This is a genomic window from Pseudomonas sp. SJZ077 (genome assembly GCF_007993905.1).
In the GTDB taxonomy this organism is placed as follows: Bacteria; Pseudomonadota; Gammaproteobacteria; order Pseudomonadales; family Pseudomonadaceae; genus Aquipseudomonas; species Aquipseudomonas mandelii.
Map to the genome: position 1 here is coordinate 15,124 of NZ_VIUJ01000025.1, position 22,608 is coordinate 37,731.

Annotated in this window: 21 protein-coding genes and 1 pseudogene; 8 read left to right on the plus strand and 14 right to left on the minus strand. The window is 56.3% G+C overall.

The annotated features are described in order from the left end of the window. Positions 1-384: 384 nt before the first annotated feature. Positions 385-2,034: a GMC family oxidoreductase gene (locus FBY01_RS27420; RefSeq protein WP_145310353.1), complete on the minus strand. Its 1,650-nt coding sequence runs from the start codon at positions 2,032-2,034 to the stop codon at positions 385-387. A 131-nt stretch (positions 2,035-2,165) separates the two neighbouring features. Between FBY01_RS27420 and FBY01_RS27425 the strand changes: the two genes are divergently transcribed. Together FBY01_RS27425 and FBY01_RS27430 are read left to right on the plus strand one after the other, a co-directional pair. Continuing rightward, positions 2,166-3,050 (plus strand): LysR family transcriptional regulator, encoded by an 885-nt coding sequence (locus FBY01_RS27425; protein ID WP_010459579.1) that lies wholly within the window; start codon positions 2,166-2,168, stop codon positions 3,048-3,050. A gap of 171 nt (positions 3,051-3,221) precedes the next feature. Further along, a complete protein-coding gene (locus FBY01_RS27430; protein ID WP_145310351.1) occupies positions 3,222-3,437 on the plus strand; it encodes a DUF4287 domain-containing protein in 216 nt (71 codons plus the stop codon). Positions 3,438-3,627: 190 nt separating this feature from the next. Here FBY01_RS27430 and FBY01_RS27435 read toward each other — a convergent pair whose 3' ends face one another. Genes FBY01_RS27435 through FBY01_RS27465 form a run of 7 tightly spaced genes read right to left on the minus strand, consistent with a single transcriptional unit; the run spans position 3,628 to position 9,973 of the window. Continuing rightward, entirely contained in the window at positions 3,628-5,046 is a 1,419-nt protein-coding gene (locus FBY01_RS27435; protein WP_010459583.1) for an ATP-binding protein, read from the minus strand. After that, positions 5,043-5,705, minus strand: coding sequence for a response regulator (locus tag FBY01_RS27440; protein ID WP_010459585.1), 663 nt, complete (start codon positions 5,703-5,705; stop codon positions 5,043-5,045). The genes FBY01_RS27435 and FBY01_RS27440 overlap by 4 nt, the downstream gene beginning before the upstream one ends. A gap of 11 nt (positions 5,706-5,716) precedes the next feature. Further along, positions 5,717-6,361: a tetratricopeptide repeat protein gene (locus FBY01_RS27445; RefSeq protein WP_145310349.1), complete on the minus strand. Its 645-nt coding sequence runs from the start codon at positions 6,359-6,361 to the stop codon at positions 5,717-5,719. Further along, positions 6,358-7,167 carry an SDR family oxidoreductase gene (locus FBY01_RS27450; RefSeq protein WP_010459589.1) on the minus strand — a complete coding sequence of 270 codons (810 nt, stop codon included), beginning with the start codon at positions 7,165-7,167 and terminating at the stop codon, positions 6,358-6,360. The genes FBY01_RS27445 and FBY01_RS27450 overlap by 4 nt, the downstream gene beginning before the upstream one ends. Next, on the minus strand, positions 7,154-7,828 hold the full coding sequence (locus tag FBY01_RS27455) for a TenA family transcriptional regulator (RefSeq protein ID WP_145310347.1): 675 nt from the start codon (positions 7,826-7,828) through the stop codon (positions 7,154-7,156). The genes FBY01_RS27450 and FBY01_RS27455 overlap by 14 nt, the downstream gene beginning before the upstream one ends. Further along, on the minus strand, positions 7,825-9,306 hold the full coding sequence (locus FBY01_RS27460) for an AMP-binding protein (RefSeq protein ID WP_145310345.1): 1,482 nt from the start codon (positions 9,304-9,306) through the stop codon (positions 7,825-7,827). Before FBY01_RS27460 ends, FBY01_RS27455 begins: the two co-directional genes overlap by 4 nt. After that, a complete protein-coding gene (locus FBY01_RS27465; protein ID WP_042932122.1) occupies positions 9,296-9,973 on the minus strand; it encodes a thermostable hemolysin in 678 nt (225 codons plus the stop codon). The genes FBY01_RS27460 and FBY01_RS27465 overlap by 11 nt, the downstream gene beginning before the upstream one ends. Before the next feature lie 205 nt (positions 9,974-10,178). Between FBY01_RS27465 and FBY01_RS27470 the strand changes: the two genes are divergently transcribed. Next, positions 10,179-10,751, plus strand: a complete 573-nt coding sequence (locus FBY01_RS27470) for a cytochrome b (protein WP_145310343.1) — start codon at positions 10,179-10,181, stop codon at positions 10,749-10,751. A 539-nt stretch (positions 10,752-11,290) separates the two neighbouring features. Here the strand turns inward: FBY01_RS27470 and FBY01_RS27480 are convergent. From FBY01_RS27480 to FBY01_RS27490, 3 genes are all read right to left on the minus strand, one after another. Further along, positions 11,291-12,841: a sulfite reductase flavoprotein subunit alpha gene (locus FBY01_RS27480; protein WP_145310339.1), complete on the minus strand. Its 1,551-nt coding sequence runs from the start codon at positions 12,839-12,841 to the stop codon at positions 11,291-11,293. Between the two features lie 5 nt (positions 12,842-12,846). After that, a complete protein-coding gene (locus FBY01_RS27485; protein WP_010459602.1) occupies positions 12,847-13,266 on the minus strand; it encodes a PAS domain S-box protein in 420 nt (139 codons plus the stop codon). Between the two features lie 181 nt (positions 13,267-13,447). Further along, positions 13,448-13,798 carry a hypothetical protein gene (locus FBY01_RS27490; protein ID WP_042932121.1) on the minus strand — a complete coding sequence of 117 codons (351 nt, stop codon included), beginning with the start codon at positions 13,796-13,798 and terminating at the stop codon, positions 13,448-13,450. 534 nt (positions 13,799-14,332) lie between these two features. Here FBY01_RS27490 and FBY01_RS31990 point away from each other — a divergent pair. The 5 genes and pseudogenes from FBY01_RS31990 to FBY01_RS27510 form a co-directional block, all read left to right on the plus strand. Then, positions 14,333-14,470, plus strand: a pseudogene (locus FBY01_RS31990) (DUF6124 family protein); the annotation flags it as partial. A 653-nt stretch (positions 14,471-15,123) separates the two neighbouring features. After that, complete coding sequence (locus FBY01_RS27495) at positions 15,124-15,486, plus strand: DUF6124 family protein (RefSeq protein WP_010459606.1); 363 nt, start codon at positions 15,124-15,126, stop codon at positions 15,484-15,486. A gap of 435 nt (positions 15,487-15,921) precedes the next feature. Beyond that, the gene (locus FBY01_RS27500; protein ID WP_145310336.1) at positions 15,922-16,299 is read left to right on the plus strand and encodes a hypothetical protein; all 378 of its coding nucleotides are present in this window, start codon (positions 15,922-15,924) and stop codon (positions 16,297-16,299) included. 2 nt (positions 16,300-16,301) lie between these two features. Beyond that, complete coding sequence (locus tag FBY01_RS27505) at positions 16,302-17,642, plus strand: KGGVGR-motif variant AAA ATPase (protein WP_178113304.1); 1,341 nt, start codon at positions 16,302-16,304, stop codon at positions 17,640-17,642. Beyond that, on the plus strand, positions 17,642-19,093 hold the full coding sequence (locus tag FBY01_RS27510; protein WP_145310332.1) for a hypothetical protein: 1,452 nt from the start codon (positions 17,642-17,644) through the stop codon (positions 19,091-19,093). Before FBY01_RS27505 ends, FBY01_RS27510 begins: the two co-directional genes overlap by 1 nt. A 228-nt stretch (positions 19,094-19,321) precedes the next feature. On the opposite strand, the gene FBY01_RS27515 is transcribed toward FBY01_RS27510, so the two are convergent. From FBY01_RS27515 to FBY01_RS27525, 3 genes are all read right to left on the minus strand, one after another. Next, positions 19,322-20,008, minus strand: coding sequence for a hypothetical protein (locus tag FBY01_RS27515; protein ID WP_145310330.1), 687 nt, complete (start codon positions 20,006-20,008; stop codon positions 19,322-19,324). Between the two features lie 170 nt (positions 20,009-20,178). Continuing rightward, the gene (locus FBY01_RS27520; RefSeq protein ID WP_145310328.1) at positions 20,179-21,138 is read right to left on the minus strand and encodes a restriction endonuclease; all 960 of its coding nucleotides are present in this window, start codon (positions 21,136-21,138) and stop codon (positions 20,179-20,181) included. 246 nt (positions 21,139-21,384) lie between these two features. Further along, the gene (locus tag FBY01_RS27525; protein WP_145310326.1) at positions 21,385-22,488 is read right to left on the minus strand and encodes a DNA alkylation repair protein; all 1,104 of its coding nucleotides are present in this window, start codon (positions 22,486-22,488) and stop codon (positions 21,385-21,387) included. Between the last annotated feature and the right edge of the window lie 120 nt (positions 22,489-22,608).

The window sequence follows — 22,608 nt, forward strand, 5'->3', positions numbered from 1 at the left end:
TTCGTTCTTCGCGGGCAAGCCTCGCTCCTACAGTGGGTTGCTCCATAAAGCCGGGTGTACGTCGATCTTTGTAGGAGCGAAGCTTGCTCGCGAAGGCGTCAGACCTGACACACCACGTCATCGTTCTTCGCGGGCAAGCCTCGCTCCTACAGTGGGTTGCTCCATAAAGCCGGGTGTACGTCGATCTTTGTAGGCGCGAAGCTTGCTCGCGAAGGCGTCAGACCTGACACACCGCGTCATCGTTCTTCGCGGGCAAGCCTCGCTCCTACAGTGGGTTGCTCCATAAAGCCGGGTGTACGTCGATCTTTGTAGGAGCGAAGCTTGCTCGCGAAGGCATCAGGCCTGACACATCGCGTCATCGTTCTTCGCGGGCAAGCCTCGCTCCTACAGTGGGTTGCTCAGCAGTTCCTTCTGCGGGTTGAGGCTCCTTGTGCTGGGGTTGAGGATCATCAGCGCAGCCTTTTCGGCAATCATCAGCGTAGGCGAGCACGTATTGCCCGAGGTAATGCGCGGCATGATCGAGGCATCAGCGATGCGCAGTCCGGGAATCCCGTGAACGCGCAACTCGGCATCGACCACGGCCTGCACATCATTGCCCATGCGGCAGGTGCCCACCGGATGGAAAATCGTCGTGCCAATTCGTGCGGCGGCTTCGTGCAGTTCCTCTTCGGTCTGCAAGCTATCGCCGGGCAAGTACTCGACGGGTTTGAACGCTCGCAGGGCCGGGGCGGCGACGATACGCCGGGTCAGGCGAATGGCATCAGCCGCGACCCGCAAATCCTCTGGATGGCTTAAATAGTTGGGCTGAATCAGCGGCGCGTCCTGCGGATCGGCGGAACGAATCTCCACCCGTCCGCGACTCTGTGGCCTCAGGTCGCAAACCGACGCCGTGAAAGCAGGGAAGGCGTGCAGCGGTTCGCCGAAGCGTTCCAGCGACAGCGGTTGAACGTGGTATTCGAGATTGGCCGAGGTCTGTTCCGGCCCTGACCGGGCAAACGCCCCCAGCTGACTCGGCGCCATCGACAGCGGGCCGCTGCGGTCGTACAGATAACGCAGGCCCATGCCCATCTTGCCCCACACGCTGCCAGCGATCTGGTTCAGGGTGCGGGCGTTTTCCAGTTTGTAGATCAGCCGCAGTTGCAGGTGATCCTGCAGATTGCCGCCCACGCCCGGCAGCTCATGGGCCACACCGATCCCCAGTTTTTCAAGCAGGGGGCGAGGGCCGATGCCGGAGCGTTGCAGAATGCTCGGTGAACCGACGGAGCCTGCGCACAGCGCGATTTCCTTGCGCGCCTTGAAGGTTTTTGCCTGGCCTTGATAACGCGTACTGACCGCCGAAGCCCGGCCGTTTTCCAGCAGCACGCGGTCCACTTCGACGTCGGTCAGCACGGTGAGATTGGCGCGATTGCGGATCGGCTTGAGAAACGCCTTGGCCGCGTTCCAGCGAATCCCGGCCTTCTGGTTGACCTGAAAATAGCCGCAGCCTTCGTTGTCGCCCTGGTTGAAGTCATCGATGCTGGCAATGCCGCTTTGCTCGGCGGCACTGCGGAACGCATCCAGAATCGGCCACGACAGCCGCTGACGCTCGACCCGCCAGTCGCCGCTGGCGCCGTGAAATTGCGAGTCGCCGGCAAAATGGTTTTCGCTTTTCTTGAACAGCGGCAGCACGTCGTTCCAGCGCCAGCCCGGATTGCCGTCAGCGGCCCAGCCGTCATAGTCGCCCGCCTGTCCGCGCATGTAGATCATGCCGTTGATCGAGGAACAGCCGCCCAGCACTTTGCCGCGCGGGTAACTCAGGGCGCGACCTTGCAGGCCGGGTTGCGCTTCGGTCTTGAAGCACCAGTCGGTGCGCGGGTTGCCGATGCAGAACAGGTAACCCACGGGGATGTGAATCCAAGCATAGTTATCGCGGCCGCCGGCTTCGAGCAGCAAGACGCGGTGTTGCGGGTCGCCCGACAGCCGATTGGCCAGCAAACAACCGGCCGGCCCGGCACCGACCACGATGTAGTCGAATTCATCAAGGGAAGTCTGCATCCCTGACCTCATATTGTTGTTCTTGTTGTTGGTCATCCTAGTTGTTAGCTTTCGTCAAAAGAATGTTAGTTTTTGCGCAGCCGCTGTGCGTTTTCAGACAGCCTCAAACAGCGTAGCCCCAAGGACGACTCATGTTCGACTGGAATGACCTGCGGTTTTTTCTCGAATTGCAACGCAGCGGGCGCTTGCTCACCGCCGCCCGCCGTTTGAACACCACCCACGCCACCGTCGCCCGACACATCGAGGCCATCGAAAAGAGCCTTGGCACCGCGCTGTTTGTCCAGCATGCCCAGGGCTACGAAATGACCCCGGCCGGCGAAGCGCTGCTCAAGCACGCCGAAGCCATGGAAAACGTCGCGTTGCTGGCGCAAGAGGAAATCACCCAGTCCACGGCACCACTGGGTAAGATTCGCGTTGGCGTGACCGAAGGGCTGGGCATCATGTTCCTCGCCAGCCGCATGAACGGCCTGTTCGAACGCTACCCCGGACTGGAAGTGGAGCTGGTGGCGGTGCCGCGCTTCGTCAGCATCCTCAACCGCGAAGCCGAAATCAGCATCCACCTTGAACGCCCGGCCGCCGACATGCTGGTCACGCGCAAACTCACCGACTATCGCCTGGCGCTCTACGCCAGCCAGGCCTACCTCGACAAGGCACCGCCGCTGCACAGCCGCGAAGACCTCGGCCGCCACGCGTGGATCGGCTACGTCGACGACTTGCTGTTCAGCCAGGAACTGATGTTCCTCAACAGCTTCTGCCGCAACCCGCAGGTGGTGTTCCACAGCACCAGCGTCATCGCCCAGCAACAGGCGGCACGTTCGGGATTGGGGATCGCAGTGCTGCCGTGCTACATGGCCAGCGCCGATCCGGAACTGGTGCCGCTGTTTCCGGACGAGAGCATTGAGCGCAGCTACTGGATCAGCACGCGGCGGGAATTGCACAAGTCGGTGAGATTGCGGGTGATGTGGGATTACGTGGTGGAGTTGTGCGAGGCGGAGCAGGGGTTGTTGATGGGATAGCCAGGCAGCCCATCACAACACTCTGATCAGCCAAGCAACGAAGCAACCAACACAACCCCTGTGGCGAGGGAGCTTGCTCCCGCTGGACTGCGCAGCTGTCCTGGTCTTCAATTCGGGATGAAGACAAGGAGCGTCATCCGACACTCCGTCGCGAACAAGGGAGCGTGCAGCATGAGCGAAGAGACAAAAGTGAAAGGCCCGGCGTCGTACTTCCCGTCCATCGAGAAAAAGTACGGCCAGCCCATCAACCATTGGCTGGAGCTGCTCGGGACGGTGAGCGGCAAGAAGCATATGGAAATGGTGGCTTTGCTGAAGGATGAGCATGCAATGGGGCATGGCCATGCCAATGCGTTGGTGGCGCATTATTTGGCGGGTGTTAAAAAGTGAGGCCGCTGTAAACGGCTGCAATGTGGAATGGCGGTGAGAGGGGGGCTGGATGTGCCACCGCCATCGCGAGCAGGCTCACTCCTACATGGGTTCTGCGTCGTTCGCGAGTGTTGTGGTCAGCATAGACTCCTGTGGGAGTGAGCCAGCTCGCGATGGCGCCAGCTGGCTCACCGCATTCTGCCGGGATCACTCAAACATTCGGCGGCAACTCGCGGGTGGTGCGCTGTAGTGGGTCGCGGGGTTGGCTGTCGGGAATCGACAGCGTGGCGCGCAAGCCGCCTTCCGGGCGATTGGCCAGGGTGATGCGTCCGCCCAGCCGGGTGGCGATGGTGTTGACGATGGTCAGGCCCAAACCCGCGCCATGGGCATTGCCACGGCTGTAGAAGCGTTCGAACAACCGCCCGCGATCCGCCTCGTCGATGCCGGGCCCCTGGTCCTCGACGCTCAGCGAATAGAAGCCGTCCGCCTGACTGAGTTGCACCGTGATGACCCCATGCTCCGGGGAAAAGTTTGCCGCGTTGCTGATCAGGTTGTTCAAGGCGATGTCGATGGCGGCGGCGTCGGCCACCACTTCAAAGGGGCGATCGGTGACGTCGAAGGCCAGCTCAAGGTTCTTGCTCAGCAACCACGGCGTGAGCTGCACGAGGCTGTCGCGCACGGTGGCGGCCAGGTCGATGCGTTGCTGTACAGGTGCGATGGCTTTGGGTTCGAGGCGGGCCATGGTCAGCAATTGATTGACCAGGCGGCTGGTGCGGTCGACGCCGGCGATCAGGAATTCCAGGGATTCACGGCGCTCCTGTTCCGTGCCGGCTTCCAGCAGGTTTTGCGCATGCACACGCAGCACGGCCAGCGGTGTGCGCATTTCGTGGGCGGCATCGGCGATGAAGCGCCGCTCGCGGCCCATCACTTCCTGAATCTGCGCGAGCATGCGGTTGAGCGCCGCTTGCATCGGCTCCAGTTCACTGGGCAACGGCGTCAGTTGCAGAGGCTCCAGCGAACCGCTGTGCCGCGCGCGCAAGGTCGCCGCCATGTCTTCCAGCGGCTTGAGGCCCCAGCCGATGGCCAACCAGATCATCGCCGCCAGAATCAGGCTGCCCAGTACATTGGGCCCCAAGGTATGGCGCACGATCCGGTCCACCAGGTCCGAACGCACGTCGTCCCGTTCGCCCACCCAGATTCTCAGACCGTTCTGTTTGTCTACCAACAGGAACGCACGCCAATGGCGGTTGTTGAGGTCCACGACGTCGCTGAAGCCGGGTGTCGACGGTGGCGCGCTGAAGGAGGGCGCACTGGCCGTGTGCACCAGCACTTCGCCGTTGAGGGTCCAGACCTGAAAAGCCATCTTGGTTTCATAGGGATGGCCATCGACCCTCGGCTCGGCCTCGCCCAGCGCCTTGTTGAAGGCCTGATACAGATCGGCGTGTTCCTTGCTCGCCATCGGCATGCGCATCACCCCCTGCAACAGCCGGGCGTTTTGCGCGAGTTGGGCATCGTAGACTTCGGCGATTTCGTGATTGCTGTCGTGCAGGTTCAACAGGCTGATCACCGCTAGCCCTACCAGCATCAGGCCAATGATCAGCGTGAGCGTGCGGCGCCGGATCGACGTCATCGGCGCTCCTCCACCAGGTAACCGACACCACGAATGGTGCGGATCAGGTCGGTGGAGAATTTTTTGCGCAGGTGATGGATGTGCACTTCCAGGGTGTTGCTTTCGGCTTCTTCATTCCAGCCATACAGCAACTGCATCAGATGATCGCGGGTCATGACCCGGCCCGGCGGCGAGAGCAATTCGTGGAGCAACTGATATTCCTTGGGCGTCAAGGCCACCGGCTCGCCCAGGTAACTGACTTGCTGGGTGCCGGGGTTCAGGCTGATGCCGGCGTGTTCGATCAGCACCTGGGCGCGGCCGGCACTGCGCCGCAACAAGGCCCGCAGGCGAGCCTTGAGTTCCGCCAGATCAAAGGGTTTGACCAGGTAATCGTCGGCCCCGGCGTCCAGCCCGGCAATGCGGTCTTCGGTCGCATCCCGGGCGGTGAGGATCAGCACCGGCAGGTTGGAGCCGCTGTCCCGCAAGCGGCGCAGCACTTCCAGCCCGTCCATGCGCGGCAGACCGAGGTCGAGCACCGCCAGGTCAAAGGTTTCACTGAGCAGCGCGTGCAAGGCGCTGGTGCCGTCCTTTAGCCAATCGACGGTATAACCTTCGCGGCCCAGGGCTTGATGGATGCCCTCGCCGAGGGCCACGTCGTCCTCAATCAGTAATAAGCGCACACGGACTCCTGTCAGTTGAGTTTCTTGTTCACGTCCACCAGCAACGTTTCGATCTCTTTGCGTCGCCCGGCGTCGGCGAGTTCACGGCCTGGTCTCGGGGCGGCCTGCAGGGCTTTTTGCAACGCGCTGCGGGCTTCGCTGTAACGTTTTTGACGGTAGAGGTGATCGCCCCAGAAGTACAGACTATCGATGCCCTCCGGGTTCAGTTGCAAGGCCTGTTTGAGTAACTGTTCGGCCTTGTCCGAGTCACCGAAACCGATGGGCCAGCCGGGGACGCGATCATACAACGCGCCGAGGCTGGTATAGGCCGAGCCTTGCAAGGCTTTGGGGTCCAGCGTCATGGCTTTTTCCAGATCGGCTTTCGCGGCCTTCACCTTGCTCAGCGCACCGAGGCCACCTTGGGCACCGGCCCAGCTGCTGTTGACGATGCCGGACCAGATCCAGGCTTCGGCCACCGATTGACGTTCCTGAGTGAACGCGGATGCCTGGCCTGCCAGTTTCTCGAACGCAGCGGTGCGTTGCGCTTCCGGGACTTCGTATTGAATGTGCGCCCAGCTTTGCTGGATGCCCTGGAGGCGTTGCTTATCGGCGGGTTCCAGTGCCCAGACGCTCTGGCTCAGGGCTCCCAGCAGCAGGCAAGCGATGATCTTCTTCATGGTTTGAGGGTCTCGTTGTCGGGCTTCTGACTCAGGCGACGGATCAGCGGCAATTGCTTGCGCAAGCCACGGTCCACCAGATTGGGCAGCAGGCTGTTCAGGCGCACAAAAAAGCGCTCCGGCCAGCCGAGGTACAAGTCGCGCCGGTCACCGGCAATCGCGTGCATCACCGCGGCGGCAACGGTTTGCGGATCGTCGACGTTGGCCTTGAGCGCATCGTTCAACGCCTGCGCCGCCGGGCTGTTCATGCTGGTGCGGGTAGCGCGCGGGGCGACGTAGAGCACGCTGACCCGGGTGTCCGCCAACTCCCGGCGCAGGGCCTCGGAAAACCCGCGCAAGGCAAACTTGGTGGCGCAATAACTGGCGTAACCGGGGTAACCGATGGAGCCGTAAGTCGAGCCGACGTTCACCACCATCGCGCTCTCGGCTTGTTTGAGCAGCGGCAGCAGGGTTTTGGTCAGGCAAATCGGCGCGCTGATGTTAAGGGCCATCATGGCGTGGATATCGCTGTCCTCCAGCTGCTCAAGCATGGCGAAGTGATTGATCCCGGCGGCGTTGATCAGCAGGTTGATCCCGCCAATCGATTCGGCTGCGGTCAGCACCTTGCGTCGGTCGGACAGCACGGTCAGGTCCGCGCCGACCCAGCACAGGTTTTGCGGATAGCGTTCAAGCAAAGGCCGCAGCGGTTCCTGGTGCCGAGCCACCGCCAGCACCCGGGCGCCGCTGGCGCACAACGCGGTGGCGATCGCCAGGCCGATACCGCCGCTGGCGCCGGTCAGCACCACGCGGGCATCATGCAACTTCATGCAGGGCCTCCCCGTCACGCGGCAAGCCGCGGAACATATCGGTGTAAAGTTTGTACACCACTTTGGAGGCTTGAATCACCGCAGCCTGGTCGTCCGGATCGTCGAGGGTATTCATCAACCGGCGATAAGTCTGCATGTGCTCAATGTCCAAAGAGCCATGGGAACTCAGGTAACTGAAGGCGCTTTCCGGCAACGCCAGGCGCTCGCGGATGCTGCCGGCGGCGTGGGTGGCCAGGGCAATGCTGGTGCCTTCCAGCACGTTGACCATGCCGAACAGGCCGACCGGGTTATCGCGGGCAATCAGGTCGTAGAGGTAGCTGACCATCAATTCAATCGGCAGGCTCGGACGACCGTCGCGCACGGCAACGCGGTCGCCGCCGCAGGCTTCGATATCGTCCAGCACCCACTGCTCGTGACCGTATTCCTCCTCGATGTACTCGCACACCGCTTTGCGCAGCCATTCCAGGCGCGACGGCAATTTCGCCCCGCACGCCATCATCAACGGCACGGTGTGGCGCACGTGGTAATAGGCTTGCGCCAGGAAGGCCCGGTAGCTTTCCAGGCTGACCTTGCCCTCAAGGGCATCGCGGATGACCGGCAGGTTGAACAGTTCATGACGTTCGTGTTGCGTGGCTTCTTGCAGCGTGTCGAAAAAACTCATGATGCGGATTCCTCGGAAAGTACAGATTCAGTCAGTTGCGCCCGGTAATGCTCGATGATGGCGTCACGGCGCGGGCGGCCATTGGCGGTAAGCAGGCCATTGGCGGGGGTGAACGGTTGATCGAGACGGGTCCACTGATGGACCTGCGCATAACCGGGCAAGGCCTCGTTGGCCTCGGCGACGGCGGCAGCCAGTTCGGCGTCGGTGCAGTCCGGGCGATGGGGCCAGAGCAGTGCATGGTTGTGCGGCATGGCTTCGCCGTAGACGAAGGCCTGGGCGATATGGCGGCGCTGGGTCAATTCAGCCTCGACCCATTCCGGGTTGACGTTGCGCCCAAAACTGGTGACGAATTGATGCTTCTTGCGACCCTTGAGGTAGAGAAAACCGTCCGGGTCAAACTCGCCGAGATCGCCGGTCGGCCACCATTCATCGGTGTGCGGCGCCTCTCCCAGATAACCGAGCAAGGTCGAACCCTTGACCAGCACCTCGCCGTCCTCGGCCAGGCGAATCGTGACGTGGGGCAGGGGCCGGCCGACACTGCCGAGACGGCGCGCTTCGGGGCGATTGAGGCACACCACCGAGGCGCACTCCGACAGGCCGTAACCTTCGTAAACAGGGATGCCGATGCGTTGCGCGCGGTGCAGCAACTCCTCGGCCACCCGCGCGCCACCCACCGCCGCAAACCGCAACGAGTAAGGGCTGAAGGCTTTCTGCTCGGCGGCGCTGACCAACATCTGCAACAACTGCGGCACCAGGATCAGACTCTCGGGCGCCCGGGTGGCCAGGCAACCGAGCAGCCGTGGCACATCAACACCGCTGGCGCCCTGAATCCCCAGGGTTTTCTGACTGGGCAAACTCAACGTGGCCCCGGCATACAGCGCGGCGTAGCAACCGAGGTTTTCCAGCAAAATCGCCAAGGGTAACAACGCCAGATGATGCTGCGGATCGACGGGTTTGCTCGCCTGATTCAGTTCGCGAGCGACCGTCAACAGGCTCTCGGCGCTGAGGCACACGCCTTTGGGCGTGCCCGTGGTGCCCGAGGTGAAGGTCAGTTTGGCGGTCCCTTCCGGCATACGGTTCGGGCCGCTGAAGGTGCGGCGCCAGAACTCACCGTTTTTCTCGTAACCGGCCGTTTGCAACTCGTCGTCCAGTGCAGGTTCGGCAATCACCCGTTCGGCCTGGCTCTGTTCCAGACAATGGGCGCGCTGAGCGGGGCTGAAAAAAGGCGGCAACGTCAGGCAAGTCAGGCCTTCGAACAGCGCGGCCAGGTCCCAGAGCATCGCTTCGACGCCATTGTCCAACGCCAGCGCAATCACCTTGACCTGCTCATCGCGCAGCCGTTGCTGGCGATACACCACCTCGGCATACAGCGTGGCGTAATCCACCTTCTGATGATCACCCCACAACGCGATGGCGCTGGTCTTGCGCTCGGCATGGCTGCGCAAGGTCTGTTTGAAACGCTCGGTTTCAGGCGACATGGCTGGATTCCTCAAGGGATGTCGGCAAACCCAGGCGATTGAACATCCCGATGTTGCGCAAATGAATAAAACCGGCGCGGATGTTGCCGACGTGCACCCAAGGTTTGCTCTCGTAATAACTGCCCCAGTGCTGGCGTTCGTCCCCCAGCCGCTCAGGGTCGGCCGCGCACAGCGTCACCGGTTTCAAGCCCAGGCGATGAAAGCTGTTCACCAAGCCGATGTTGCCGGTGAACGCCACCCATTCCAGGCCGCCCATGGCCAGCAAGTAAGTGATGGCAATGATGCTCATCCGCGCACTGCCGGTGTCACTGGCGGCCAGATTGCCGACCTCGACGATACCGGCACGATCCACCGGGCGGTCCGCCGCAGCGCTGATCAGCGGCTCGATCGACTCGTCCAGATAACGTTCCAGAAACAACGACTCAGCATTGGCCATGCGCACACCGGCCACCGCACACAGCGAACCGGAGGCATCACTCATGCCAAACAGCTCCGGCATGAAATGACGAATGTCGGCGCCATGGGCTTTACGAAAACGTTGCTGAATAAAGGCTTCAAAGACCGGGCGCTCGACGTCGTCCGGTAACGCCCTGGCCAGGTTCATCGGCGGAGCTTCGGCCTGGCCGAAGCGTAGGGGTAGAGGAATATTCCATTCAAAGTCAGGCATTGGAAGACGCCTCCCGAGTAAGTGTGGGAGAAGTATCGAAGCCATTTCTTAACGGAATCTGAAGGTAAGAAAAAGATCATCTTCCGCTGTCTTCAGATTGCCTTAAGACTTCGCGGGCAGGGTGTGCCCCGTCGGTGCGTTGACACACCGCACCCCGGCCGCACGAATGACTCGGCCGCCGGCAATGACATTCATGAGGCCCGTTATGACCCGCGAATCAATGACCCATCGGTATGGAAAACTCTCGATCACCTTGCACTGGCTGATGCTGGCACTGTTCGTCGGCGTGTACGCCTGCATCGAAATCAAAGGCCTGCTGCCCAAGGGCCAACCGTTGAGAGCCATGTTTCTCGGGCTGCACGGCCTCTTCGGCTTAAGCATCTTCGCCCTGGTGTGGGTGCGTTTGCTCGGTCGCCTGACGCCTCGGCCACCGATCACCCCGGCACTGCCCAAATGGCAGACCGGCGTTTCGCACCTCATGCACCTGGCGTTGTACGTATTGATGATCGCCACGCCGTTATTGGCCTGGCTGATGCTGTCCGCCGGCGGCAAACCGATGCCTTATTTCGAGTTCTACCTGCCATCGCCGGTCGCGGTAGACCCGGACCTGGCCAAGCAATTCAAGTACTGGCACGAACTGCTGGGCAGCGCGGGTTACTGGCTGATCGGCTTGCACGCGGCGGCGGGGTTGTTTCACCACTACTGGGTCCGCGACAACACCCTGACCCGCATGCTGCCCGGCCGATCCAACAATCCCATCAACCAGCGCCAGCGTTAATCCCAAGCCCGGTGCCAACCAGACACCGGACGCGCTCATTACCGCCCCGAGCCCCCAGGCCGAACACAATCCCCTGTAGGAGTGAGCCTGCTCGCGATGGCGTCATCCCAGACGCCATCAACTCCAGCCAAAAACTCCCACTTCGATATCCACTGTTTTAAACATGTTTGAGCCCCCACGTTTAAAGACACTCAGTGTTACGTCCCAACGGCTACAACGCCTTGCGTCGTTGCCTACGCGTACGCCAGAATCCGCCGGCTTGTGCGTCTAGGGCCCCGTCGGTAACTTGATTCCTGTCACTGCTCATCAGTGATCGGGTCTGCAAGCCCGCCGGAATGCCAGTCGCATAGCCCTGTCACAGGACGCTCATTCAGGTCCTTGAAATGGCGGCTTTGTGCGGGAGACCTCACGGTCTGCCGGGTTCCTGGTTTCCCGAACCCATGTTCCTCGCCAACCCCAAGTACGATACAGAATCCCTGCTGGCCATCGCCAGCGAGTCACTGGGCTCGGCGTCCGTTGCCGGGCATCGCTTCATAGGCTCAATACACTTCCTTGTGCAGGCGATTTTCGGCTGATAACTCGTCGACGAAGGCCTGCGCGTCGTCCTCATCCAGTTGGCCGAAGTTCATTGCGATGCTCTTCAGGGCCTGCTCGATGGCGCGTTCCAGATTATTTTTGTTGCCACACACATACAGATGTGCGCCCAGGTTCAGTATTCCCCACAAGTAAGCACCGTGTTCAAGCATTGCGTCCTGCACGTAGTAACGGGTTTGCGAGTCCCGGGAGAACGCGGTAATCACCCGATCGAGCACGCCATTGGCTTGCCAATTTTCCAGGCGCGACTGGTAGAGGAAATCCGCTTCACGGCGCCGGTCCCCGAAGATCAGACAGGTTTGCAGAGGGTTGTTTTGCTGCTCCATCTGCTCCAGCAGCGCGATCAATGGCGCGATGCCGGTGCCGGTACCGATCAGCACTACCGGGTGTCCGACCTGGCGTGGCAGGTGAAAGCGCGGATTACTGCGGACAAATACCCGGGCGCTGGGATGCTCCCCGGTGAGGTGCCCGGTCGCGGTGCCGGTGCGCGAGCGGTCCGCCATGTCATAAGCGATTTCGCGAATGCACACGTCCACGTAACCGGGGTTGTCATGAGAGGCAATCGAATAGGCGCGCGGCAAACAGTCGGGCAACCATTCGATCAAATCTTCCAGGCTCAGCTGCGCGGGATCACAGAAATCGTCCAGCACGTCGAGCACATCCTTGCCGTACAGATAGACTTCCAGATCCTTGCGGTTGCTGACTTTCAGTAAGGTTTTCAAGGTGTCGTGCTGACTGCACCGAGCAAGTTCGCGCAGCAGCGATTTGCCCAGCTGCCGTAGCTCCTTGGTAGCCAGCAAAGTGGCGGCCTCTTCGCGGCCGAACCATTGGCTGATTTGCGCTAGCAGTTGCGGATCGTTTTGCGCCAGCACGTACAGGTTGTCACCCGCACGGTACTTGATGCCGCTGCCTTCAATGTCGAGGCGAATCTGCCAGGCGTAAGGCGCCGTGGTGTTCAGCCGGGTGCGAGAGATGACGCGTGCCGGCCACGCGGCGTTTTCGCCATAGGCGGTGACTTGCAGGTTCAAGGTGCTGCCGGCACGCCGATCACCCTTGAGCACTGCTGCAAGGGTTGCGCACCAGATGTCGAAAAAACCGTCGAAATCGGTGTCGGCGTCCACGCGGGTGATCCACGGGCGGGCTTGTTTTTGCAGCAGTGCGGCATCCAGGCTTTTGGTAAAACCGCAGAAGGTCGGGTAAGCCGTGTCGCCCAGCCCGAAGATCGCGTAGGGCTGGCCGTTCAGGGATGGCGAAGCATTCAGTTGATCCATGAAACGATCGGCATTTCCCGGCGGATCACCGTCGCCGAAAGAGCTGCAAACGATGATCAACACGTCACGAGGCGTCAGTTTGTCGAGGTTCAGCGAGTTGAGATCCTGCACGGCCAGTTCATACGGCTGCAGACAGGGCAGACGCAATAAGCGTTGCGTCAACCCGCGTGCATTGCCGGACTCAGAGCCGTAACCGATCACAATGCGTTCGATTACGTCTGTCATGACGGTTACCTGTCGTAATGTTCGTCGAATTGCTCCTTGGAAAACTCCAGTGCTTCGAAGTCACTCATCAAGTCGTTGATTACCCTGCGGATACTGATGTACTCGACGATATTTCCCTGTTCATCAAACAGCGGCTGCACCGTGGTATCTACCACGTACAGGCCGCCGCCCTTGCCAACGTTGGGGATCACGCCGGTCCAGATCTCACCTTTCTTGATGGTGTCCCACATCTGCTTGTAGGTGCTCTTTGGCACCGAATGATGGCGCACCACGTTATGTGGCTGGCCCAGTAATTCCTCTTTGGTGTACCCGGTAAGCTTGCAAAACAGGTCATTGACGTAAGTGATGTTGCCTTGCAAGTCAGTGGTGGAAATAACCATGACGTTTTCCAGTGCACTCAAGACTTTGGCGTTGATGGCTTGCATTGTGTTTCCCCTGAAATGATTGAAAAGTTGTTGCTGCGAATTCGAATTCGGCGCACCCACGGCTTAGGCACCTCTATTTTTAGTCGTGATAAATCAGTCAACTGACTGAGGGGCATACTGAGAAAAAAGAGGATCCGACCCATGAGCGGATCCTAAAAAGGAGTTCGTGGCGATGGCGGTTTCAGCTGTCCTGAGGTATCAGGCGCGGGCCTTTCCGAGTGACTTGCTGACCCGGTTCGAAGCGAGCATTGGGCGAGCGAACGGTGCTGATTTCGCCTTGGGTGTCTTTCACTTCGTAAGCGGTTTCCGTGAGGCCGGTTGCTTCTTGAACCGAGCTGCCGGCAAAGAATCCGGCGCCGGCACCGATCAGTGCTCCAACGGGGCCACCCACGGCACCGACCATCAACCCGGTCACGACACCGACGGCCTTGCCGGCGGTGGTATCAGGCACCTCACGAACGACCTGGTCGGCCATACACACGGGCGAGAGCAACAAGAAGAGGGTGAAAGGTAGGAGGATAGAACGAGACATGGCGTATTCCTGCTTCGGGTTCATTTCCCTAAACAATCCATAAAGCATGCCAATATTTTATTCTTTATATATCAATTAGATAGGAATTCATGTCGTCATATGTACAACACAAATATTAGTCCGTATGACTACTGACTAGTCTTTAAGACTATGTGAAATTCGGCAATCCTTACCCGGTCACGTATGCGAAACCCTCGCATCCCATGAATGTTATTGCCGTCGATCAGCCGTGCGAACTGGAAGGTTTAAAGTGTCGCGGGCCCCTAAAAGCAGCTCATATGCAGTGGTGGAGGTGCGGCCGCACAATAAAAGCCGACCCCATTCAGCTAAATATCGAGGGCGACAGCTGCTGCGTTTTCTTGTGTGGGTTGCACGTGTGCGGTCAGCAAAGGCTGTTGTGAACTTGTATTGCGTTTGAGTCACTCAGCTGGAGGACAACCGATTACATTCAGAAAACTTTTTGAAAAAGACTGCCGGTCGTGGAGGACGGAGATCGACCCAAAGCAGCCCCTTGGGTTTGGACGAGTCGTTAACGACACTAAATCCATGCTGTCCAACGCCAGCGAATCAGTGGGCTCGGCTAGGACCATGTTCAGCCATTTTGCGGCGTTGCTGGATAACTCGCACCGCAAGACGTTGTTGGGAATTACCCGGTTGGTGATGTTGGGGTGAAGGAGTAAGTCCAAACCCCTTTGTGGCGGTCGGTTCGTTCGTCAAAGGGGAGAGTCCGTCGGCAACCGTATCCGTGCCACCTCAAATTTCCGGTGAAATCGGCATTTGAAATTCAATCCATGATCTGAGGCCGGTCCGGTCCAGTCATCCCATCAAGTAGAGGCAAACTCGCCCCGAACGTTCAGGCCGACACAATCCCCTGTAGGAGTGAGCCTGCTCGCGATGGCGTCAGACCTGACGCCCCAGATCCAGGCTCGGATGTTTTGCTCGACTGTTGATGCACTTAAACAGGTTTCAAGGCTCACGTTTAAAGACACTCAGTGTTACGTCCCAAGGCCTACAACGCCTTGCGTCATTACCTACGCGTACGCCAGAATCCGCCGGCTTGTGCGTCTAGGACACGGGTTCTATCGTGGCGGGGTCACTGAAAAACAGTGATCGGGTTTGGTAGCCCGGATCGTTCTAGACTCATGGCTTCACCTTTACGCAGTCGGTTTCACAAGACTTTGCGTTCATGGTGGTCATGCGTGGGGCCCACTTGTGGGCGCCGGGTTCTAGTGCGACCGGTCTACCAACCCGCGTATGGCCGCCACCCTCCGTTTGGTAGCGAGAGAGTGATGGTTCCTTGAAATATTCGCGCTAGAGGTTTCACCATGATCAAACCAACACCCAACCCACCAGACACCAATCCGGCATCCCCCTACGAATCCCTCGATTCCAAAAAACTCCACGAAGCCGCCGAACGCGCCCTCGACCACTACCTCAATCCAGGTGCCAACATCATGGCCAGCACCCACGAACCCGAACCCATGTTCCTCGCCAACCCGGCATACGACACCGAATCCCTGCTGGCCAACGCCAGCGAATCACTGGGCTCGGCGACTACTATGCTCAGCAATTTTGCGGCGTTGCTGGATAACTCGCATCGCAAAACGCTGCTGGGGATTACGCAGGTGGTGATGTTGGGGGAATTGGCGGTGAATCAGGCGTTGGATAAGGTTGAAGTGAAGGAGTAAGGGCAATCCCTCTGTGGCGGTCGGGTAGGCCGGCGTCACAGAGGGGAGATTCATAAGTGGGCATCCGCATGCGTGACGCCAAAGCTTTCGGGCGAAATCGGATCAATATCGGCTTCGATCGGCCAAAAGCAGACGTTGAGTTTTGGGTGGTTCTCAGTTAAAGCGGGTCATTTAACTGTCACTAAATAGAGGCTGTCCAGTAGGCGACAGCCACCTCTCTGCCCGATTTGAGAGGCGCCGATGAGGGGTGGCCCAAACGCCAAGGCTGCGTATTTCTATTACTGTGAGTATGCTTTGGGGGGTAAATGATGTGGATCATTAGCATTTATGCGTGGATCTAAGGACTTTTTTCAACTGATCCGGCAGAATGCAAAGCTAAGAATTCAAGCGTTCGAGCATACAGAGGCAAGCGGGATCAATTAACGGAGTGCACTTATGGAAGAAAAATTTGCCGCTGCCGCTGTACGTCACTATGGCGACGCCGACACACTTGCGGTGTCGGAACGTTTAGATGGTGCGGGCCACCTGATCGGGTTTTGTGCAGAGTGTGCTATAAAACACGCGGTACTTTCTTTACGCGCTGATATCGATAGTCTTCATGGGCATTTTCCGGAATTGATTAATGTGGCTAAACGTCATCTTAATCAACGGTTGCATTACGGGCTTTACACCATAATAAAAAGCCCCGTCTTTATGCAAGATTGGAAAGTAGGTAGCAGATACTCCGAAGATGGTACTGTTACTAGGCAAAACTACGAGCTATGGCGTGGGCAGGCGCGCTCGCTGATGTTCGCTGCAAAGTTAAGGAGATAGTTGTGGTAGATGAAGTGCGCGTTGTTCGGTACGATGATGTTTTACCTCTAACTTTGCAGATTGCTGTAGAAGTGTGTGGAGAAGGCTTCTTTGCTGAAAATCTACTACTCCGAGATACAGAGGGATTTATAACTGTAGTGTTGCGCGAGGCTATGGTTCCTGAGCTTAAAGAGATGTTATCCAGTAAGCTCTCTAGTGTGCTTGGGGTTTACGCTACCGATCCACCGATACTTACACCCGAAGAAATGTTTGACTCATCTCTAGCAGATAAGTTGAATGATAAGTTCGAATTCGTCATCTGTCCCGATGGCTATCAGGATTATGTTCGGTACGTTGAGAGACGTATTGTCGGTGGCGATTGGGTGAGGAGTATTCAGCAGCCAATACCTGGAGCCCCAAAAATTGTAGTTTTTTCGAGTCTAAAAGGTGGTGTCGGTAGGTCTACAGCACTTTCCGTTGCAGCTGTCCATTTAGCTAGAAAAGGGAAAGCTGTACTTGCTATTGATTTGGATTTAGAAGCCCCAGGTATTGGGGGTATGTTCCTTGATAAAAGCGAGCTTCCGTCTTATGGTGCCCTAGATTTCTACGTGGAGTTTGGAAGGACTGTAATAAACCCGGAATTTATGGGTGATATGTGTCGAGTGGCGTATCAGGATGAATCTGGCGGTTCGTTTACTATTGTTCCTGCTACAGGTCTGAGTAGCCAGGTATCACCGCAAAATGTACTTGGGAAAATATCGAGGGCATATCTCGAAGTCGTAGATGCTGATGGCGGGGCAATTTCTTTTCTAGATAAAACTAGAGAACTGATACTCCAGCTTTGCAACGGGCATAACTACGATGTTATTTTTGTTGATGCGAGAGCTGGGTTAAATGAAAGTACCGCCGCCACAATTCAAGGACTCGGCGCGGATGTTTTATTTTTTGGTGTCGATACCCCGCAAACTTGGGATGGTTATACGTACTTTCTTGCCCACCTTGCTCGACATAAAACCGAGGCGGTTTCGCCAGAGGACTGGCGATATAAGCTTAAAGTTGTTCATGCTAAGGCTTTAGATTCGGAAAATTGCTTAAAACGGTTCAGAGACCGGTCATGGGAACTATTTAGCTCGTATCTGTATGACGAATTAGATGGGGAGGAGGCCGCTGAAGGACTTACAGAGGCGTTTGGTTTTGATCTAGATGACCCTACGGCACCCCATTATGCCTGGCCGATATTAATGTCCGAAAATTTCTATGAATATAATCCCTTGGATGAGAATGGCCTTCAAAACTCAGAAGATTTTGTTTTGCCGGTTTTTGGAGTGTTCTTGGAGCAGCTTTGTGAGAGGCTAGGATATTAATGGAACTAGAAGATTATGAGATTAGGGCAATTAGAGATGTTGTTTCGGCGTTCAAGCCAGAATCGGCATCGAGTGCGGCACGAGCGCTACCTATTGCCGAAATTTATGTTCCGATGGGTCACAAAGACGCTTTAGATTTCGAAAGGCCACTTGTTGTGGGGAATAGGGGGACCGGGAAGAGTGTATGGTCAGGTGCTTTGGCGAACTCAACTATTCGAAAATCCATTGCAAAAAACAACTCATTTGACGCGATGGCTTCCGCAGATGTTGAGCTAGGTTTCCATCAAAGCGCGGCTGAACTATCTGGTGTGGCGCCATCACCTAGGGTGTTGAGTGCTTTGTTGCACCGGAATATTGATCCTGAGGTGATCTGGACAGCGGTGTTACTAAAGGCCGTAGCCAAGTATGCGAAGTTGCGTATCAAAAGTGATTTTGATGATCTCGTCGACTGGGTCAATGCTTATCCAGGAAAATGCGAAGCGCTTCTTATCAAGGCTGACAATTATTACACTCGGAACAATAAGAGGTTTTTGCTAGTATTTGACGCGCTTGATAGACTCGGGAAGTCTTGGGAGGCCATACGGCCCCTAACACGTGGAGTTTTAGCGCTGACATTGAGTATGCAAGGTTATACAAGTATGCGCGCTAAAGTATTTATGCGTACCGACCAGTTTAAGGATAGTGCTATATTTAACTTTCCTGATGCGTCGAAAATTAAAGCAGCGCGTATAGAGCTAAATTGGTTTTCGACAGATCTGTATGGCTTGTTCTTTCAGCAGTTGACCAATGATGTTGCCTCTCAGAAAGTTTTTGCAAAAATCTACAAAGCAGTAACGGGGAAACCTCTTCGGCCATATTCTAGACTAAATGAATCGGCTGAGCAGAGAAGTGCGTTTAGTTTGATTGCTGGGGAGTATATGGGGACCGACCATAGGCGAGGAAGAACTTATACCTGGATCATAGATCATTTGGCTGACGCATTTCATGAGACTACTCCTCGGAGCTTTTTGGTTACGCTTCAGCGCGCAGCAACATCTAGGCAACTACCTTTGCATACAGTGATAGATCACCATGGCATTAGGGAGGGTGTGCAATCGGCTTCTGCAATACGTGTTGACCAACTATCTGAAGACTATCCATGGATTCGTCGAGTACTCGACGATCTAGCAGGGCTCGAAGTTCCTTGTGCGCCACGTTCCTTCATTACCCGCTGGGCGGAAAGGGGAACGGTCGACTCCGTTAACAGTTTGAACACTGAGCAGCCTGGCCCGGTTGAGTTGCTTGAGCCAGGACCAAATAAGGAAGAGCTTCTACTTGAAGCGCTCGTAAATATTGGTGTAGTGGAATATCGAGCAGAAGACAAAATTAATATGCCTGATATTTTCAGGGTTGCAGCTAAAATCAAACGTCGAGGAGGTGTGAGGACACCAACGTTTGCGAGAGGTAGTTGAGTATTTCGATACCTCTACTGAGGTTGAGATATTGAAGTTTATGGTTGCCTATCACTGGAATGGTAGCTGACGCGTTTCTTAGGCACTAGAGATGAGCAGCATAGGTTTGCATCGTATATCTAGCTAAGCACGGTTTTCGAATTAGTCCATGAGTAAAAAAGGTGTAAAAAGGGATGAATTTATTTTTTCTTCGGAAAACAGATTCGTCCCTTTTTCCACTACTTGTATTCAGCTGAAGCCCTTAAAAGTGAACATCCCATCTTTTTCTGAGTATAGTGCATTTTGTAGCTCATTTTTTTCCTCTATAGAGTGAAGGCTGCTCTCAATAAACTCATTCACATCTCCTCCATGAGGCAAGCTAAACCCCCCCTTCACGTGATGTGGGTAATTATTCTTTCTTTCAAACTCAATAGAATTCTTAAATGCTCGGTACTCGTTAGTGCTAACCTCCAAGCTGTTTCTTTCGGTGTATAGAAAAAGCTGAACCCCAAAATTGAAAATGCATGGATAAATATCTACATAACTTCTGTAATAAACACATGCGTTTTTAATGGCGGTCTTTCCTGCTAAATTTGTATTTTCACAAACCGCCTCGATCACATCTTTAGGTATTAAGCAAAGAATGCTCAGGTCAGCCTTTATAGGGGCCGTAGACTGCATTGGTAATGCTCTAGCTTTGTTGTGGATTTCGGCTTGGTGAATTGCGTAATTACGAATAGCTTTAATTGCAAGGAACTCATCGCTGTCAAAAAAATCTGGATAACCAGCCTTTCTTACTTTGTCGTTAATGCTGTAAATAGAAGCAAGGACTTCTCTTACAGTGTCCGGGTCTGGGCTTTGGCAGTAGACTGAGTAATACTTAAAAAATCTGTTAATCTCTGCTAGGCAGTCATCTTTTGTCACTACTCTTGTCATGTGAGGGTCCTCAAAGAACTTACGATTAAGCTGATAGGCGAGCAAAAGCGTAGCTTTTGCGAATCCAGTGAGCGAGGCGAGCGGTGTCAAGCGTACTGATTGCCACTCCTAAGTTATTAATAATTTTTTTTTAAAAAAATAAATCCGTCCTCTCGTTTGCTCAGTTGGAGTCATACCAAAATCTCTAAGTATGGGACTTTGTCAACGATAGCAGCATGGGACTTTGTTTTCAGGAATCCCACTAGATCAGCTTGCCGCTGGAGAAGTATTACGAACTCCCGTAACGAGCATAGAAAGATCGTTTTGAGATTCAACGCATTCTTGCATTCAGTCAGAACGGACTCCGTATACCCGTTTGTAGCAATGAAAATGCCATGCGCGTTCGCCCGCATGAACAATCGGCTTAGGTGTGGTGAAAATTCTCCAATACCTACCGGCCCGTTGAGCCATTTCATTTCAACTAAATGAATCGTCCCATCAAGCTCGATCACTCCGTCTATCTGCTCAAGGACGGTGCTGGTGTCTGGGTCTTTTCGACGAAAGTCTTCACGAACAAGGATGCCGTACGCCTTGAATAAGTCATTCAGCACAGCTTCGAGCAGTTTGCCTCTTTCATGAGGTTTATCGTCCATTGCGAACAAGGCGAAAAGCCTTTTGGCAACGTCCTCGATCTTGGTGCGCTTTTCGGCCGCCGCTGCCTGTTCCGCACGTTGACGGGAAACCACCTGACCCCGCTCCGCATCGCGCTCTTGCTTCATACGCGTGAAGGAGTCCTTGACGTTAACGGTCTTACCCAGTTCCGACACAAGGCCCTTGGCCTTGAGCCGGTCGCTATCCCAACAGGTATCGAAGTTATCGAACTCGGTGACGCGCTTTATGATTTCGCGGCGCGCGCGCAGGCCACTATCGCCTCGTGCATTTACCTTTGTGAGTACGTTGCGAACGATCTCATATTTATTGATGGCGTTGCGATTGGTGCTGACGATGCGGGTGACTTCCCTAAGATCTTCTTGAGAGACACCCGCACCCTGGAAAAAGAGAACGACGTCTTTTTTGCCACGGAAGAGTAGTGGAATTGTATCCACCAGCAAATTGAACACTTCAGGAGGGTAGTGAAACTCACTTGCCATGCCTTCACCTATCCTTGAAACCCAAAAGTCGAGTTTAATCTACGGTTGCGCTCTGGGGGTACGGTTCCAACTCTTATCGTCTGAACGCCTACGACCGCTTGGGGGGCGATTGCTGCCCTTTGCTAAGCCCTGCACCCGATACTAAGCGGACGGCGCAAATGGAAGATTTGATTTTTGCGATAACACGGCAGGTTTGGCCTGGCGCCATCACGATCAAGCTTCGCTCCCACAGAAGAGCAGCATGTCTCAGGCAAGAATTTTGAATGACGTGCTGGCCAGACGCTCGCCATTCACCAAAATATGCACCACATGCAATCCCACATAGTGCTTCCGAGTGGTCAGCTCCTTGATCTGCTGCCCACGACTAACCCGCTCAGTCACCCCACCAGCCAACGTCAACGCCTTCAGCTTGAACACCTTCGCCGAAGTGCTGCCATTGGCCTTCACATAATCAATCGCATAATCAATCACCAACCGCTGACTCTCCGCCACCGTGGATTTCACCGCAAACGACAACGTAATCTTCTCCCCCAACCGAATCACCGCCGGCTCCACCTTCACCCCAACAATCTCAACCTCTGCCTTACCGCTGGCCCCAATAATCGCCAACGCCCGCTGATTCCCCTGCTTGATCAAACTGCGCAACGCGTGCTTGGCAATCCACGCCGTGTGCTTGTTCTCCAGCGACCACCCCTCAATCAAGTCCAGCACCCACTCCGGATGGTCCTTGGTGATGTCATTCAGGTGATTAGCCACCGACTTGCGCACGTAAAGGCTGTCATCTGCCTTGAGGTTGTCGAGAATCGCCGCCGCCAATGTCGGATCACTCTGAATCTGTTCCAACCGAAACGACCATGGCAAACGCGGCCGACTGCCTTCGCTGGCCAGGCGCCGCACGTGCTCGTTCTCATCCCGGGACCATGCCTGCATCAGCGCCAATGACCGTTGCAGATCGCTGCGCAGAAAATACCGGATCGCAAATTCTGCCGAGCCAAATGCGGTGAAGTATTTGAGCGCGTCCATCGATTGCTCGAAGTCATGCGTGCCATACATCGCCACGTAATGTGGCAGCGAGATGCTGACGAAGCCGCTGTTGAGGCGGGGGGCGAGGGCGCGTAGCACTTCGAGGGATTCGTCGTAATCCAGCGGCAGCACGGCGTGCAGGCATTCGCTGACGCGGGCCATGCGTTGCATGATCGACAGGTCGGCGAGGCCGTCGTTGGCCATTTTCAGGAAGGCTTTGGCGTTGAAGGCCGGGTAGACCGCCGTCATTTCGGTGGCGATGTGTTTGAGGCGTTCGGCGTTGAAGATTTCCTTCAGCGCCGGGGCAGGCTGTTCGGCGGCGGTCATGGTCGGGTCCGTTCGAGGGGGCCGGTCAGGTTATCGGGGTACTGATGAAAGCCTCAAGCTTTTCTGTCTGCGCGGCGAATTCCGTGATAGTGGCGGGCTCACGGGTCAAATCATTTGCGC